The 14,892-nt window shown below is 64.3% G+C and carries 14 protein-coding genes; 7 read left to right on the forward strand and 7 right to left on the reverse strand.

The genetic code is table 11. From position 1 onward, the window contains the following. Positions 1-135: 135 nt before the first annotated feature. Entirely contained in the window at positions 136-1,455 is a 1,320-nt protein-coding gene (rsmB, locus tag FB598_RS19015) for a 16S rRNA (cytosine(967)-C(5))-methyltransferase RsmB (protein ID WP_141917706.1), read from the reverse strand. A gap of 1 nt (position 1,456) precedes the next feature. Then, complete coding sequence (locus FB598_RS19020) at positions 1,457-2,095, reverse strand: LysE family translocator (RefSeq protein WP_141917709.1); 639 nt, start codon at positions 2,093-2,095, stop codon at positions 1,457-1,459. 159 nt (positions 2,096-2,254) lie between these two features. Here FB598_RS19020 and FB598_RS19025 point away from each other — a divergent pair, with 159 nt between their 5' ends. Beyond that, positions 2,255-3,460, forward strand: a complete 1,206-nt coding sequence (locus tag FB598_RS19025) for an MFS transporter (protein WP_141917712.1) — start codon at positions 2,255-2,257, stop codon at positions 3,458-3,460. A gap of 118 nt (positions 3,461-3,578) precedes the next feature. Here the strand turns inward: FB598_RS19025 and FB598_RS19030 are convergent, their stop codons facing one another. The 3 genes from FB598_RS19030 to FB598_RS19040 all read right to left on the reverse strand — a co-directional run bounded on the left by FB598_RS19030 (position 3,579) and on the right by FB598_RS19040 (position 5,070). Beyond that, on the reverse strand, positions 3,579-3,923 hold the full coding sequence (locus tag FB598_RS19030) for a DUF1840 domain-containing protein (protein WP_141917714.1): 345 nt from the start codon (positions 3,921-3,923) through the stop codon (positions 3,579-3,581). A 197-nt stretch (positions 3,924-4,120) separates the two neighbouring features. After that, the gene (locus FB598_RS19035) at positions 4,121-4,651 is read right to left on the reverse strand and encodes a hypothetical protein (protein ID WP_141917717.1); all 531 of its coding nucleotides are present in this window, start codon (positions 4,649-4,651) and stop codon (positions 4,121-4,123) included. Continuing rightward, the gene (locus tag FB598_RS19040; protein ID WP_141917720.1) at positions 4,651-5,070 is read right to left on the reverse strand and encodes a hypothetical protein; all 420 of its coding nucleotides are present in this window, start codon (positions 5,068-5,070) and stop codon (positions 4,651-4,653) included. Before FB598_RS19040 ends, FB598_RS19035 begins: the two co-directional genes overlap by 1 nt. Positions 5,071-5,239: 169 nt before the next feature. On the opposite strand from FB598_RS19040, the gene FB598_RS19045 reads away from it, so the two are divergent. After that, complete coding sequence (locus FB598_RS19045) at positions 5,240-7,246, forward strand: OPT family oligopeptide transporter (protein WP_141917722.1); 2,007 nt, start codon at positions 5,240-5,242, stop codon at positions 7,244-7,246. A gap of 42 nt (positions 7,247-7,288) precedes the next feature. On the opposite strand, the gene FB598_RS19050 is transcribed toward FB598_RS19045, so the two are convergent. Together FB598_RS19050 and FB598_RS19055 are read right to left on the reverse strand one after the other, a co-directional pair. Beyond that, positions 7,289-8,815 carry a YifB family Mg chelatase-like AAA ATPase gene (locus tag FB598_RS19050; RefSeq protein ID WP_141917725.1) on the reverse strand — a complete coding sequence of 509 codons (1,527 nt, stop codon included), beginning with the start codon at positions 8,813-8,815 and terminating at the stop codon, positions 7,289-7,291. A 73-nt stretch (positions 8,816-8,888) separates the two neighbouring features. Further along, a complete protein-coding gene (locus FB598_RS19055) occupies positions 8,889-9,134 on the reverse strand; it encodes an accessory factor UbiK family protein (RefSeq protein ID WP_141917728.1) in 246 nt (81 codons plus the stop codon). Between the two features lie 434 nt (positions 9,135-9,568). On the opposite strand from FB598_RS19055, the gene FB598_RS19060 reads away from it, so the two are divergent. The 5 genes from FB598_RS19060 to gshB all read left to right on the forward strand — a co-directional run bounded on the left by FB598_RS19060 (position 9,569) and on the right by gshB (position 14,861). Beyond that, entirely contained in the window at positions 9,569-10,351 is a 783-nt protein-coding gene (locus tag FB598_RS19060; protein WP_141917730.1) for a TorF family putative porin, read from the forward strand. A gap of 12 nt (positions 10,352-10,363) precedes the next feature. Beyond that, positions 10,364-10,702: a P-II family nitrogen regulator gene (locus FB598_RS19065; protein ID WP_006713297.1), complete on the forward strand. Its 339-nt coding sequence runs from the start codon at positions 10,364-10,366 to the stop codon at positions 10,700-10,702. Between the two features lie 17 nt (positions 10,703-10,719). After that, positions 10,720-12,249: an ammonium transporter gene (locus FB598_RS19070; RefSeq protein ID WP_141917733.1), complete on the forward strand. Its 1,530-nt coding sequence runs from the start codon at positions 10,720-10,722 to the stop codon at positions 12,247-12,249. A gap of 311 nt (positions 12,250-12,560) precedes the next feature. Beyond that, entirely contained in the window at positions 12,561-13,859 is a 1,299-nt protein-coding gene (gene gshA / locus FB598_RS19075; RefSeq protein ID WP_141917735.1) for a glutamate--cysteine ligase, read from the forward strand. A gap of 57 nt (positions 13,860-13,916) precedes the next feature. Continuing rightward, positions 13,917-14,861, forward strand: coding sequence for a glutathione synthase (gene gshB, locus FB598_RS19080; protein ID WP_141917738.1), 945 nt, complete (start codon positions 13,917-13,919; stop codon positions 14,859-14,861). Positions 14,862-14,892: the final 31 nt, after the last annotated feature.

The following is a 14,892-nucleotide window of genomic DNA, read 5'->3' on the forward strand; positions in this document are numbered from 1 at the left end:
GCAGCGCGGCCAGTGCCGCCAGCGCCAGCCGCAGCCAGCGCCCGAACGAACCAGGCGACTGCGGACGGGCGCCGCCACCGGCCTGGCGCGGGCCGCATTGCGAGTTCAAGAGGGGAAGGGCCGATTGCGTCAAATTCATGCACCAGTTTTTTGGAACAGCGCGTAAAACAGGCCATCGTGGTCGGTTTCTGCGCTGGCAGTCGGCAACAGTTGGCCTGGGGCTGGCAGCCGTATGGCATTGTTTCTTTGCGCGAAGGCAAGTGCCTGCTGTTCCGATTCTTGCGGCCACAGCGAGCATGTCACGAGCAGCAATTTACCATCCGGCCCGAGCATCTGCCAAAGGTTGTCTAAAATTTGCGCAGAAAGTGTTGCAAGCTGCGCGGTGTCGGTCTTGCGGCGCAGCCAGCGGATATCGGGGTGGCGCCGCACGATGCCCGAGGCGGTACAGGGCACGTCGGCCAGGATGCGATCGAACGGCCGGCCGTCCCACCAGTTGCCTTCGCGGGCGTCGCCGGCGGTGAGGCGGGCACGCAGGCCCAGGCGTTGCAGGTTCTCGTCGATGCGGGCCAGGCGGCGCGGATCGTGGTCCAGCGCTTCCAGTTCGAGGTCGGCCAGTTCCAGCAGGTGGCCGGTCTTGCCGCCGGGGGCGGCGCAGGCGTCCAGCACGCGCATGCCGTCGGCCACGTCCAGCAACGGCGCGGCCAGCTGGGCGGCGGCATCCTGCACCGACGCCATGCCCTCGGCGAAGCCGGGGATCTGCTGCACCGGCGCCGGCTTGTCCAGGCGCACCGCCGACGGGCCGACCTGGCGGCCGGGCATGCCGGCCGCGGCCAGCGCCGCGAGATATTGTTCAACCGTGGTTTGACGGCGGTTCACGCGCAGCGTCAGCGGCGGCGCCTGGTTGCCGGCATGCAGGATGCGCTGCCAGTCCTCGGGATAGGCGGCCTTGATGCGGTCGATCCACCAGGTCGGGTAATTCCAGGTGCCGGGCGGGGTCTTGACGGCTTGCGGCATCAGGTTGGCGCGTTCGCGCAGGAAGCGGCGCAGGATGGCGTTGACCACGCCCTTGGCGAAGCTCATGTCGGGGCTGATGGCGGCCGCCTCGACCGCCTGGTCGACCACGGTGAAGCTGTCGTAGCCGGCCTGGTCTTCATCCACCAGCAGCGCCAGCGCGCAATCGAGCAGGCCGCGCAAGACCTCCGGCTGCGGCGGCTTGTTGGCCAGCAGCGCCAGCAGGGCATCGGTGAGGCCGAGACGGCGCATGGCGCGGTAGCTGATGTCCTGGATCGCGCCGCGCGCCTGCGGCTGGTTGCCGATGCGGGTAAAAACCTGGGCCAGCGCCTGCGGCAGCGCGGTGCCGGCGCGCACGCCGGCCACGGCCTGGGCGGCGTAGGCCAACTGGTAAGCCAGCGAGTCGGCCTTGGCCGAAGGGGAAATAAGGGAAATTTGGATCACGTCAACTCTTGCTGAGGGCCAGGCGGATGCCCAAGGCCACGAAAGCGCCGCCGACGATGCGTTCGGCCCAGCGTTTGAACTGTGGCCGGCGGCCGGCGCGGGCCGCCAGTGTACCAGCGACCAGCGCGGTGAAGCTATTCCAGAGCGTGGACAGCGTGATGAACGTCATGCCCAGCACCACGAAGGCCAGCGTCTGGCGCGGCGCATCGCGGGCCACGAATTGCGGGAAAAAGGACAGGAAAAACAGGATGACCTTGGGATTGGTCACATTGGTCAGGGTGGCCTGCCAGAAAACGGCGGGCAGGGACAATGGCGCCGGAGGCGAGATTTCGTTGTCGCCGGCCGTCTGTTTTTGCCAAATCAGTTTGATGCCGAGGTAGATCAGGTAAAGGCCGCCGGCCAGCTTGATTGCCAGGAAAGCGGTGGCGGAGGCCGCCAGCAGCGCCGACAGGCCAAACGCCGAGGCCAGCGTGTGAAAGCAGCAACCGAAGGAGATCCCCAGCGCCGACACTACCCCGGCGGCGCGCCCTTGCGCCACGCTGCGGCCGATGATGTAGGCGGTGTCGGGCCCGGGCGTGAGGTTCAACAGGAAAACAGCCAGGCAGAACAGGCTGAAGTCGGTGATGCCGAGTGCATTCATGGCGCGCAGGGGGGATTCGGAAGACCTGCATTGTAGCGGGTGCGGCGGCGGCCCGCGAATCGGAGCGGGTGGAGTGGTCTCCGGCAAGAATGTGCGAGTTCGGCTAAAGTGGCTGCCTCCCGGAAACCCGGACGCCACACCTCAAGGAAATAAAACAATATGCAAGCCGCCACGGCAGATACCGCGCCGCAACAGGATATTCCCCGCTGGATGGTGATGCTGCTGGCCGCCGCCTGCGGCATCATCGTCGCCAACCTCTACTATGCCCAGCCGCTGATCGGCCCGATCAGCCGCGCGACCGGGATCTCGCCCGCCGCCGCCGGCCTGATCGTGACGCTCACGCAGATCGGCTACGGCTTGGGCTTGCTGTTCATCGTGCCGATGGGCGACCTGTTCGAGAACCGCAAGCTGGTCCTGACCGGATTGGTGGCGACCTGCCTCGGTCTGGTGGGGGCGGCCTTGGCCCAGAGCGCGGCGCAGTTGCTGGTATCGGTGCTGGTGATCGGCCTGTCGTCGGTGGGCGCCCAGGTGCTGGTGCCCTATGCGGCCCACTTCTCGCTGCCGCATACGCGTGGGCGAGCGGTGGGCAGCGTCATGAGCGGCCTGCTGCTTGGCATTTTGCTGGCCCGTCCGCTGGCCAGCCTGGTGGCCGACCTGTTCGGATGGCATGCCATCTTTGGGCTGTCGGCGGTATTGGTGGCGTTGCTGACCGTGGTGCTGGCGCGTTACCTGCCGCCGCGTCGTCCGCCGGCCGGCATGCACTACGGCGCCCTGCTGGGGTCGATGTGGACGCTGGTGAAGACCACGCCGGTATTGCGCCGCCGCGCCTTCTACCACGCCATGCTGTTCGCGTCGTTCAGCCTGTTCTGGACCGCTTCGCCGCTATGGCTGGCCAGCCCCGCATTCGGCCTGTCGCAACAAGGGATCGCCCTGTTCGCCTTCGCCGGCGTGATCGGCGTGATCGCCGCGCCGGTGGCCGGACGCATGGCCGACTGCGGCTGGAGCCGCCCGGCCACCGGTGTGGCCTTGCTGTGCGGTGCAGGGTCTTTCCTGCTGCCATTGCTGATGCATGGCGAGCGCGATTTTTCGCTGGCCATGCTGCTGCTGGCGGCGATCCTGCTGGACTTCGCGGTATCGGCCAATCTGGTGCTGAGCCAGCGCGCCATCTATGCGCTGGGCGGCGAGATCCGCAGCCGGCTGAACGGCTTGTTCATGGCCACCTTCTTCGCCGGCGGTGCGGTTGGATCGGCATTGGGCGGCTGGATGTATGCGCAGGCCGGCTGGACGGGCGTGGCCTGGGTAGGCTTTGCCTTTCCGTTGGTGGCGTTGTTGTACTACCTTACCGAATTGCGCGGGCGGCAATAACGCCGGCGGGACATCCCGCTGCAAAATGCAAAGCGGCTGTCGCAGTCATCCACTGCGACAGCCGCTTTATTTTTTGCGCCGGTCGAACCGCCGGCGCATCGTCACGCAAGGCGCAAGCTCAGACGCCCCACAGGATGTCGTAATTGCCCTTCTTGGCTTCGCGCAGCATGTCCAGCAGCGGGTAGGCGCGCGCCGAGAAGCTTACCGGTTCGATCTTTTCGTGGTTGTGGTCATCGGTATTGGCGTTGTGGTGGGCGTTGACGTCGCGCTCCAGCATTTCGGCCGCTTCATGCGCCTTGCTGGCGGTGATCTGCTTTTCCAGCAGGGCGATGGCGTCGCCGGATTCGGCCGCCGTGATCACGCCGCGGGCGAGGTCCTTGTGCAGCATGTCCAGGATGGGTTTTGCGTGCGACTCGTACATCACCACATCGGCGGCCGCTTTCGATTTGAATGTGATCAGCATATTTCCTCTGAAGTCTTTGATTTGAAACGATTTTTATCGGGTGGCCAGGCGTGCTGCCAGCCAGCGCCGGGCCATCGGGAAATGCGCTGCGGACTGCGCCGGCATTTCTGTGCTTGTCCGGATCGGTTCCTAGAATACTACCCGGCTTGGTCTTTTGTCATTACCTGTCCGACAGACAGGATGCACGCCGTTTTGCGTCATATTGGTTTGAAAGAGGCGAAAAAGGTTTCAATATTTTCTTCCGTGACGGCCTTGGGCTCGCCCAGGATCAGCACCTGGTAGATGCGCCTGTCCTTCGATGCCAGGCGCGCCACCAGCCGCAGCGGGCGGCCGCGCGCCGTGCCTTGCGCATCCAGTTCCAGCGTGCGCGAGAAGCCTGCCGTCTGGCCCGGCAGGGGAGGCCTGTCGGTGGCCTTGCCGCCGATATTGTTGAGCAGGGCGGCGCCCATCGCATCCAGCGCGCGGTCGGCGGCGGCGTTGTCGGCCAGTTCGGCGGTGCCGACAGCGAAGGTGGTGCCGTCGATGTCGGCGGCGATCATGCTCATCTCGACCTTGGGGCCGTCGAGATCGATCGTGCGCGTCGCGCTGGCGGGTTTGCCGGGCAGCAGTACCACGAAGTGCGCGCCGTTGTCGCTGCTTTCACGCCAGTTGTATTTGGGCGAGCAGGCGACGAGCGCTATCGCGGCTGCCAATACCGGCAGCAGAATTGTTTTGCGCAGTTTGCCCATCAGCGGCATTCATTGATGTAGCGGGTTTCCAGTTGGCCGAGTTGGCCATGGTCGCTGCCGCCGGGTTTGAGGAAGGTTGTGCGTGAGGTCGATATGGTGGCGCCGCCCGGGATGGGGGCGTTGGCGTCGCGCCGGCCGTCGCGCAGCGGCGCTTCGGGGTAAACGTCGTATTGCGGCGCAGGGGCGCTGCGGGCGCGTTCGATCTGCAAACGCAAGCCGCGGCAGGCGGCGCTTTCACTGTCGTTGATGTCCAGGCCGGGACGTGTGGACTCGCCCGGTAGCGGCGCCAGCGCTTTCCTGACATCGGACGCATATGGGGTGAGGGCCTTGTTGACATCGTCCTGCGCCAGCGCGGGCAGGATCGATAGCGAAAAGGCAAGCAGCGCGCAGGCGCGTTGCGCGAGGGGGGAGCTGCGCATGGTTGTGCATGAGGTGATGGCTGGGAGGGGAATCATAGCAAAACGCCATCGCTGTTCTGGCGGCCCCGGATCGGGCGCATGGATCACCGTGAAAAATCAGATTTGTCTGACTGCGGCGGGCCGGTTCTTGCGGTATAAGAATCCATTCCAACCGATAAGGGAGCGCGACATGCATCATCACAACGGAACCGGCCTGCCCGAACTGACCTTGCGCGGCATGGTGCTGGGGGCGCTGATCACGGTGGTGTTTACGGCATCGAACGTCTATCTCGGGCTCAAGGTCGGCTTGACCTTTTCTTCGGCGATTCCCGCCGCGGTGATCTCGATGGCCGTGCTGCGCTTTTTCAGCGGCGCCAACATCCTTGAAAACAACATGGTGCAGACCCAGGCGTCGGCCGCGGGCACGCTGTCGGCCATCATCTTCATCCTGCCCGGGTTGGTGATGATGGGGCACTGGCACGGTTTTCCGTTCTGGCAGACGCTGGGCATCTGCGCCGCCGGCGGCATGCTGGGCGTGATGTTCTCGATCCCGCTGCGCCGCGTGATGGTGGTGCAAAGCGGGTTGCCGTATCCCGAAGGCGTGGCGGCGGCCGAGATCCTGCGCGTGGGCAGCGCCGACGCCGGGGGCGGCGAGCAGACCCGGCGGGGCCTGCGCGACATCCTGTTCGGCGGCGTGCTGTCGGCGGGTTTCAGCCTAGCGGCCAGCGGCTTGAAGGTATTCGCCGAGAACATGAACCTGTGGTTCTCGGCCGGAGCGTCGGTGCTGCGCTTGCCGGTGGGATTCTCGCTGGCGCTGGTGGGGGCGGGTTACATGATCGGCATCGTCTCCGGCGTCGCCATCCTGATCGGCCTGGTGATCGCCTGGGGCATCGCCGTGCCTTACCTGACCGCGGTCACGCCGCGCGACGCCGGCACCGCCGTGTCGGCTTTCGCCAGCGGCATCTGGAGCAGCCAGGTGCGCTTCATGGGCGCGGGCATGATCGGGGTGTCGGCGGTGTGGACGCTGGCGACGCTGTTCAAACCGATGCTGGAGGGGGTGAAGGTATCGCTGTCGACCCTGTCGCGGCGCGAGCAGGGCAGCGGCGACCGGACCGACCAGGATATGTCGCCGGCCTGGATCATTGCCATCAGCCTGGCCATGATCGCCCTGCTTGCGGTGGTGTTTGCTTCGTTCCTGTCGGAGGCGCCGGTGTCGTTGGCATTGTTCGCCGGGCTGATCGCGTATGCCGTGGCGTTCGCCTTCATCTTCGGGTTCTTGGTGGCGGCCGCCTGCGGCTACATGGCGGGCCTGATCGGTTCGTCCTCCAGCCCGATTTCCGGCATCGGCATCGTCGCGGTGATCCTGGTGTCCTTGCTGCTGCTGGCCTCGGGCGCGGTCGACCCATTGCTGGCCACGCCGCAGGGCGGCAAGCTGGCCATTGCCATCGCATTGTTCGTCACCGCCGCCATCATCGCGGTAGCGGCGATCGCCAACGACAACCTGCAGGACCTCAAGACCGGCCAACTGGTCGGCGCCACCCCCTGGCGCCAGCAGGTGGCGCTGCTGGTCGGTTGCGCGGTGGGCGCAGCCGTCATCCCGCCGGTGCTGAACCTGCTCTATAACGCCTACGGTTTCACCGGCGCGCTACCGCGCGAAGGCATGGATGCGGCGCAGGCCCTGGCGGCGCCGCAGGCCACGCTGATGACGGCCATCGCCACCGGCATCTTCACCCGCGAACTGAACTGGACCATGCTGGTGATCGGCGTGGCGCTGGGCGTCGTCCTGATCGCGGCGGACTGGTTGCTGGCGCGCCGCGGCGGCGTGGCGCGCCTGCCGGTATTGGCGGTCGGCATCGGCATCTATTTGCCGCCGACGGTGAGCATGGCGCTGTTCTTCGGCGCGGTGCTGGGATGGCTCATCGATGGACGCTTGCGGCAGCGCGCCGCCGCGGCTGGCCAGGAGTTCGACGACTATGCGGAGCGGCCGCGCCAGCGTGGCATCCTGGTGGCGTCGGGGCTGATCGTGGGCGAGAGCCTGGTGGGGGTGCTGCTGGCGGCGCTGATCGGCTTCACAGGCAAGGACGCGCCGCTGGCGTTGGCGGCCGACGTTTTCGACGGCATTGGGCAGTGGCTGGGATTGCTGGCCTTCCTGCTGGTCCTGTGGTCGGTGGCGCGGCGCGTGTTGCCGGCGCGCTGATCGGCGGGAGGCTCCGTTGCCGAGCCAGCGGTGCAATGCGTGCTAGTTGTTGTTCAGCGCACGCCGATACTGGATGGCTTCCGCGACGTGCGGCTGCAGGACTTGCGGCGCGCCCGCCAGGTCGGCGATGGTGCGGGCCACCTTGAGCACGCGGTGATAGGCGCGGGCTGACCAGTTCAGCCTTGCCATGGCGGCGTACAGCAGCTCGTCGCCGGCTTGTTCCGGCCGGCAATGTTGGTCGATCTCCTGGGGCGCGAGCCGGCTGTTGGGCTTGTTCTGGCGCTGTTGCTGCCGATCCAGCGCCAGCGCGGTGCGTGCGGCGATGGCGCTGGAAGGTTCTCCTGCCGCTGCGGCCGCCAGTTCGTGCGGCGCCAGGGCGCCGACCAATACCTGCAGATCGATGCGGTCGAGCAGCGGGCCGGACAGGCGCCCCTGGTAGCGCGCGATGGCATCCGGCGTGCAGCGGCATTTGCCGCTCTCATGACCGAAATAGCCGCACGGGCAAGGGTTCATCGCCGCCAGCAACTGAAAGCGCGCCGGAAACTCGGCCTGGCGCGCGGCGCGGGAAATGGTGATGCTCCCGGACTCCATCGGCTCGCGCAAGACTTCCAGCACATGCCGGCTGTACTCGGGCAGCTCGTCGAGGAACAACACCCCATGGTGGGCCAGCGAAATCTCCCCCGGACGCGGCGTGCTGCCGCCGCCTACCAGCGCCACGGCCGAGGCGGTGTGATGCGGCGCGCGATAAGGGCGCTGCTTCCAGCGTGAAACGTTGAAGCCGGCGCCCAGCGATTGGACCGCGGCCGCTTCCAGCGCCTGTTCATCGCTCATGGGCGGCAGGATGCCGGGAAAGCGTGCCGCCAGCATCGATTTCCCGGTGCCGGGCGGGCCTACCAGCAGCAGGCTGTGGCCGCCGGCGGCGGCGATTTCCAGCGCGCGCTTGGCCTGCAACTGGCCTTTGACGTCGCTGAAATCGGGCCAGTTGCCCGGGCGCGGGTTGTGGGCGGCGGCGCGATGCCGCGCCAGCCGGTGCTGTTCGTCGCGGGAGGAGAAATGCGCGCAGACATCCAGCAACGAGCGCGCCGGCAGGATGGTGGCATCCATCACCAGGGCGGCTTCATCGGCATTGGCAGCCGGCAAGATGAAAGCGCGCCGAGATGAGGCATCGCCGCCGGCGTGGTGCATGGCGTAAGTCATGGCCAGGGCGCCGCGGATCGGCCGCAGCTCGCCCGATAGCGAGAGTTCTCCCGCGAATTCATATCGGTCGAAGCTGTCGCCCGGCACTTGGCCGGAAGCGGCCAGGATGCCCAGCGCGATGGGCAGGTCGAAGCGGCCGGATTCCTTGGGCAGGTCGGCCGGGGCCAGGTTGACGGTGATGCGGCGGGCCGGGAACTCGAAGCGCGCGTTTTGCAGCGCGGCGCGTACGCGATCCTTGGCTTCCTTTACTTCAGCCTCGGGCAGGCCGACGATGGTGAAGGAAGGCAATCCATTGGCCAAGTGCACCTCGACCGTGACCGGCGAGGCGCGCATGCCGGCCAGGGCGCGGCTGCGAAGGACGGCCAGGCTCATCGCGGCGAACCTGGGCAGTCCTTGGGGTGAATGGCGGCGGGCGAGGGAAAAGGAGGGGCGGCTGTCGTCGGCGTCATGGGGTTTGTTTTTGCTGGGCTTCAAGCTCGGCAACACGCGCTTCCAGCGCTTCCAGGCGGGCGCGGGTCTTGGCCAGCACCTGGGCCTGGACGTCGAATTCCTCGCGCGTGACCAGGTCCAGCTTGGCAAAACCCTGGCTCAGCATGGCCTTGACGTTCTTTTCGAGGTCCTTGGCCGGAGAGTTTTCGATCGCCTTGTTGAGTTTGGATTGCAGGTCTTCAAAGAATTGGGGCTTGTCCATGACGGATCTCCTTGGCAGGTTGTTGTGGCGTCAAGTTTAGCCGTTTCCTGGCCATGCATAAACCGTCGGCGCTGGATGCGCGGACAAGCGCCATCGCGGAGACATGCCTGGCCGGGCGGTGAAAGCATCCTGAAGGGAAAAAGTGATCCGACTTGGTGATCCTCATGGCTTGTCGGACGCTGCGCACCAAAAAAGTGTTTGCCGATAGTGAAGAAGTTTGTCAAAAGGAAATCAATATCGCACCAACACTGTGCTTTTGTCCTTTGTGCGCACTATTTTGGTCTTTATCTACAAAAAAATCGGGAGGAAAGCCTTCTTTCTCTGGGAAAGCCGAGTTCGCCGTGCCGAAAGGACTTGGCACGGCTCCTGCTACATGGCCTTGGCAAAACACAAGAAACGATTTTTATTGTTCAACAACAATCCAGAGGGAAGTCATGAAGAAACTGATTCTTGCAACAGCCATCGCAGCATCGTTTGTTACTACCATGGCCCGCGCGGAAGACGCCAAGCCAGACAACGAATTCAGCTTCAATGCCGCCGTGGTGAGCGATTACCGCTATCGTGGCCTGACCCAGACGCGCTTCGATCCGGCATTGCAAGTCGGCGCAGACTATACCCATAACCCGACCGGCCTGTATGCCGGCACCTGGCTGACCAACATCAAGTGGATCAAGGATGGCGTCGACATGGCCAAGGGCAGCGGCGGCAAGGGCGATGTCGAATGGGACATCTACGGCGGCAAGCGCGGCGATATCGGCGGCGGTTTCACCTATGACGTCGGCGGCCTGTATTACTACTATCCGGGCAACAATTACGCGGACATCGCGAAAAACGCCAACACCTTCGAACTGTATGGCCAGATCGGTTACGGTCCGGGCTACTTCAAGTATTCGCAATCGCTGACCAACCTGTTCGGCGCGGTCAACAGCAAGTACAGCCAGTACTATGATCTGGGCGCCAACATCGAAACCTTCTACGGCATCATGCTGGGTCTGCATGTCGGCCATCAGAATGTGCGCGGCAACCCCAGCCAGGCCAGTTACACCGACTGGAAGATCGGCCTGTCCAAGACGTTCGACGATCTGGCCGGCATCACCTTGGGTGTGGCTTATGTCGGTACCGACCTGACGGATGGCTTTGCGACTACCCCGGCTTCGGACGGCCTCAAAAACGTTGGCAAGAACGGTGTCGTCTTTTCCCTCAGCAAAACTTTCTAACAAGAGGTGCGTATGAAACTGATCACAGCGATCATCAAACCCTTCAAGCTGGACGAGGTGCGTGAAGCCCTCTCCGCGATCGGGGTGCAGGGCATCACCGTGACCGAAGTCAAGGGCTTCGGCCGCCAGAAAGGCCATACCGAGCTGTACCGGGGCGCCGAGTATGTGGTCGATTTCCTGCCCAAGACCAAGATCGAAGCGGCAGTGGACGATGCCATCGTCGAACGCGCGCTGGAGGCCATCGAGACGGCCGCCCGCACCGGCAAGATCGGCGACGGCAAGATCTTCGTGCAGGATTTGCTGGATGTGATCCGCATCCGTACCGGCGAAACCGGCAAAGACGCTCTGTAAAACAAAGGGGAATTCGAATGAGCATGAAAAAAATGTTTTCCAGCGCCCTGGCAATTGGCGCTTTGCTGTTGGCGGTAGGATTTACCGCCCCGGCCCAGGCGCAGGATGCGCCCAAGCCTGAAGCCGCCGCCGCGACCGCTGCCGCTCCGGCCGCAGCCGCCGAAGCGCCCAAGGCTGACGCCGCACCTGCGGCTGCCGCTCCGGCCGCGCCGGCTGCAGCCGCCGCCGCGCCGGCGCCGGTGCCCAACAAGGGCGACACCGCATGGATGCTGGTCTGCACCGCGTTCGTGATCCTGATGACCCTGCCCGGCCTGGGCCTGTTCTATGGCGGCCTGGTCCGCAGCAAGAACATGCTGTCGGTGCTGATGCAGTGCTTCGTCATCTTCTCGCTGATCTACATCTTGTGGTTCGTCTACGGCTACAGCATCGCGTTCACCGAGGGCAGCGCGTTCTTCGGCGGCTTCGATCGCCTGTTCCTGCATGGCCTGACCGGCGACTCGAACACCGGCACCTTCAGCAAGGGCGTGGTGATCCCCGAACTGGTGTTCGTGGCCTTCCAGGGCGCGTTCGCGGCCATTACCGTGGCGCTGATCATCGGCTCCTTCGCCGAGCGCGTGAAGTTCTCCGCCGTGATCCTGTTCTCGATCCTGTGGTTCACCTTCTCGTACCTGCCGATGGCCCACATGGTCTGGTTCTGGCCCGGTCCGGACGCCTTTACCGATGCCGCTGCCGCTGAAAAGGCGACCGCCGTCTCGGGCTGGCTGTTCCAGAAGGGCGCGCTGGACTACGCCGGCGGCACCGTGGTGCACATCAACGCTGCGGTCGCGGGCCTGGTCGGTTCCTATGTGATCGGCAAGCGCGTCGGTTTCGGCAAGGAAGCCTTCAAGCCGCATAGCCTGACCCTGACCATGGTCGGCGCCTCGCTGCTGTGGTTCGGCTGGTTCGGCTTCAACGCGGGTTCCGGCCTGGAAGCCAACGGCGGCGCCGCGCTGGCCTTCATCAACACCATCCTGGCAACGGCCGCCGCTGTCCTGTCCTGGAGCTTCGGCGAATGGATCGGCAAAGGCAAGCCTTCGATGCTGGGTGCAGCCTCGGGCGCCGTCGCCGGCCTGGTGGCCGTTACGCCGGCCGCCGGTTTCGTGGGCGTGATCGGCGCCGTGGTGCTGGGCCTGGTCGCCGGCCTGCTGTGCCTGTGGGGCGTCACCGGCCTCAAGAAGCTGCTGGGTTCCGACGATGCGCTGGATGTGTTCGGCGTGCACGGCGTGGGCGGCATCCTGGGCGCCATCCTGACCGGCGTGTTCGCAGCGCCGAGCCTGGGCGGCACCGGCATCTATGACTACGTTGCCAACGCGGTGTCCCCGGACTACTCGATCAGCGGCCAGGTCTGGATCCAGTTCCAGGGCGTGCTGACTACCCTGATCCTGTCCGGCGTGGTGTCCTTCATCGCCTACAAGATCGTCGACGTGGTGATCGGCCTGCGCGTGACCGAAGAGGAAGAGCGCGAAGGTCTGGACATCTCCAGCCACGGCGAGTCGGCCTACCACTAAGTCGAATTCAAGTTGTATTCCTTCGGGGCCGGCAACGGTCCCTTTCAAGGGCGCTCTCCGGAGCGCCTTTTTTATTGTTTTTCGGCAAATATAATTCCCGAGTATTTGACTCGGGCTCTTTAAAAAGAGCCCAATGGCCGCCATGTAGACAACCCGAACCTCCGCTGCGCAGCGAGGCGATTGAGGCAAATGGTTTCCCGCAACGAAGGATGGCGATCTGGCAAGGCCATCCTGCGGCGTCGCAACACGACTTCAGGAATCCGCTAAAATCAGCATTTGCTGCCGGCATTTACAAATCGTTAAGGTCTTATATGGTCCCGCATCTTGTCACCGCTCTGAATGGCCCTTTGTTGGAGCTGGAGAAGAAAATCCTGGGCGCCACGCCGGCCATCGAACGCTGGTTCCGCATGGAGTGGCAAGAGCACACGCCGCCCTTCTATTGCTCGGTCGACCTGCGCAACGCCGGTTTCAAGCTGGCGCCGGTGGACACCAACCTGTTCCCGGGCGGCTTCAACAACCTGTCGCCGGAAATGCTGCCGCTGGCCGTGCAGGCGGCGATGGCGGCGATCGAAAAATATTGCCCCGACGCACGCAACCTGTTGCTGATCCCGGAAAGCCATACCGGCAATACCTTCTATCTGCAAAACATCGCCCGGCTGATGCAGATCTTCCGCCAGACCGGGCTCAATGTGCGCCTGGGTACGCTGGCGCCGGAGATTGCCAAGCCCAAGGAAATCGCCTTGCCGGACGGCACCAGCATCACGCTGGAGCCGCTGGAACGTTCGGCCAACGGCCGCCGCTTGGGGTTGAAGAACTTCGATCCCTGTACCGTGCTGCTCAACAATGACCTGTCGATCGGCATTCCCTCGGTGCTGGAAGGCTTGCATGAGCAAAGCGTGCTGCCGCCGCTGCATGCCGGCTGGGCCATGCGCCGCAAGAGCAACCACTTCGCCGCCTACGATGAGGTGGTCAAGAAATTCGCCAAGATGGTCGAGGTCGACCCCTGGATGCTCAATCCCTTGTTCGCCAAGTGCGGCGACATCGATTTCCAGGAAAACACCGGCACCGATGCGCTGGCCGACAGCGTATCGAGCCTGTTGTCGAAGATCCGCAAGAAGTACAAGGAATACGGCATCAAGGAACAGCCCTTCGTCTTCATCAAGGCCAATGCCGGCACCTATGGCATGGGCATCATCGCCGTCAAGGACGCCAGCGAGGTCAAGGACCTCAACCGCAAGCAACGCACCAAAATGCTGGTGGGCAAGGAAGGCCTGGAAGTGTCCGAAGTGATCATCCAGGAAGGCGTGCATTCCTTCGAGCGCATCAATGAAGCGGTGGCCGAGCCGGTGGTCTACATGATCGACCGCTATGTGGTGGGCGGTTTCTACCGCGTGCATGCCGACCGCGGCGTCAATGAGAACCTGAACGCCCCCGGCGCGCATTTCGTGCCGCTGGCCTTCGCCCAGCAGCATGCCTTGCCGGACATGCATGCCAAGCCAGGCACCACCGCCCCCAACCGTTTCTATATGTATGGCGTGGTGGCGCGGCTGGCGCTGCTGGCGGCCTCGCTGGAAATGGAAAAGACCGATCCCAACCCGGAAGTATATTGACCGGCATCGCCACGCACATTCGTACGATCCAGCCAAGCCCAACAGGACGCCAGCAATATGAAAATCGCTTTTCTCGCCGATCCGCTCGATACGTTCAAGACGTACAAGGATTCCACTTTCGCCATGATGCGCGAGGCTGCTCGCCGCGGCCATGCGATCTACGCCTTCGAGCAGGGCGACCTGGTGCTGGAGAGCGGCCTGGTGACCGCCAGCGCCGCCAGGATTGCGCTGACCGGCGAGGCCGAGGATTGGTATCGCGCCGACAAGCCGGCGTCGGTGTTCCTGCCGGAGTTCGATGCGGTGGTGGTGCGCAAGGATCCGCCGTTCGACATGGAATATATCTACACGACCTACCTGCTCGAATTGGCCGAGAAGCAAGGCGCGCGCGTGTTCAACAAGCCCGAGGCGATCCGCAGCCATAACGAGAAACTGGCGATCGCCCAGTTTCCGCAATACACCGCGCCCACGCTGGTCACGCGCGACGCCAAGCGCCTGCGCGACTTCCACGCCGAGCACCAGGACGTGATCCTCAAGCCGCTGGACGGCATGGGCGGCATGGGCATCTTCCGCGTCAAGGCCGATGCGATGAACCTGGGCTCGATCATCGAGACGCTGACCGACAACGGTCAACGCACGATCATGGCGCAGCGTTTCATTGCTCAGATCAGCGCAGGCGACAAGCGTATTTTGCTGATCGGCGGCAAGGTGGTGCCCAATGTGCTGGCGCGCATCCCGCAAGGCAGCGAAGTGCGCGGCAACCTGGCCGCAGGCGGCCTGGGGGTGGCGCAGCCGGCATCGGCGCGCGACCTGGAAATCGGCGAGGCGCTGGCGCCCATCCTGTATCAGCGCGGACTGTTGCTGGTAGGATTGGATGTAATCGGCGACTATTTGACGGAAATCAACGTGACCAGTCCGACCTGCTTCCAGGAAATTACCCAGCAGACCGGTTTCGATGTGGCGGCGATGTTCGTCGATGCGCTGGAAACGGCAGTCGGAGGTTAAATGGGGACGATGGAGCATGACGGGCTGCTCG

It is taken from the genome of Herbaspirillum sp. SJZ106 (genome assembly GCF_006715495.1).
In the GTDB taxonomy this organism is placed as follows: domain Bacteria; phylum Pseudomonadota; class Gammaproteobacteria; order Burkholderiales; family Burkholderiaceae_D; genus Herbaspirillum.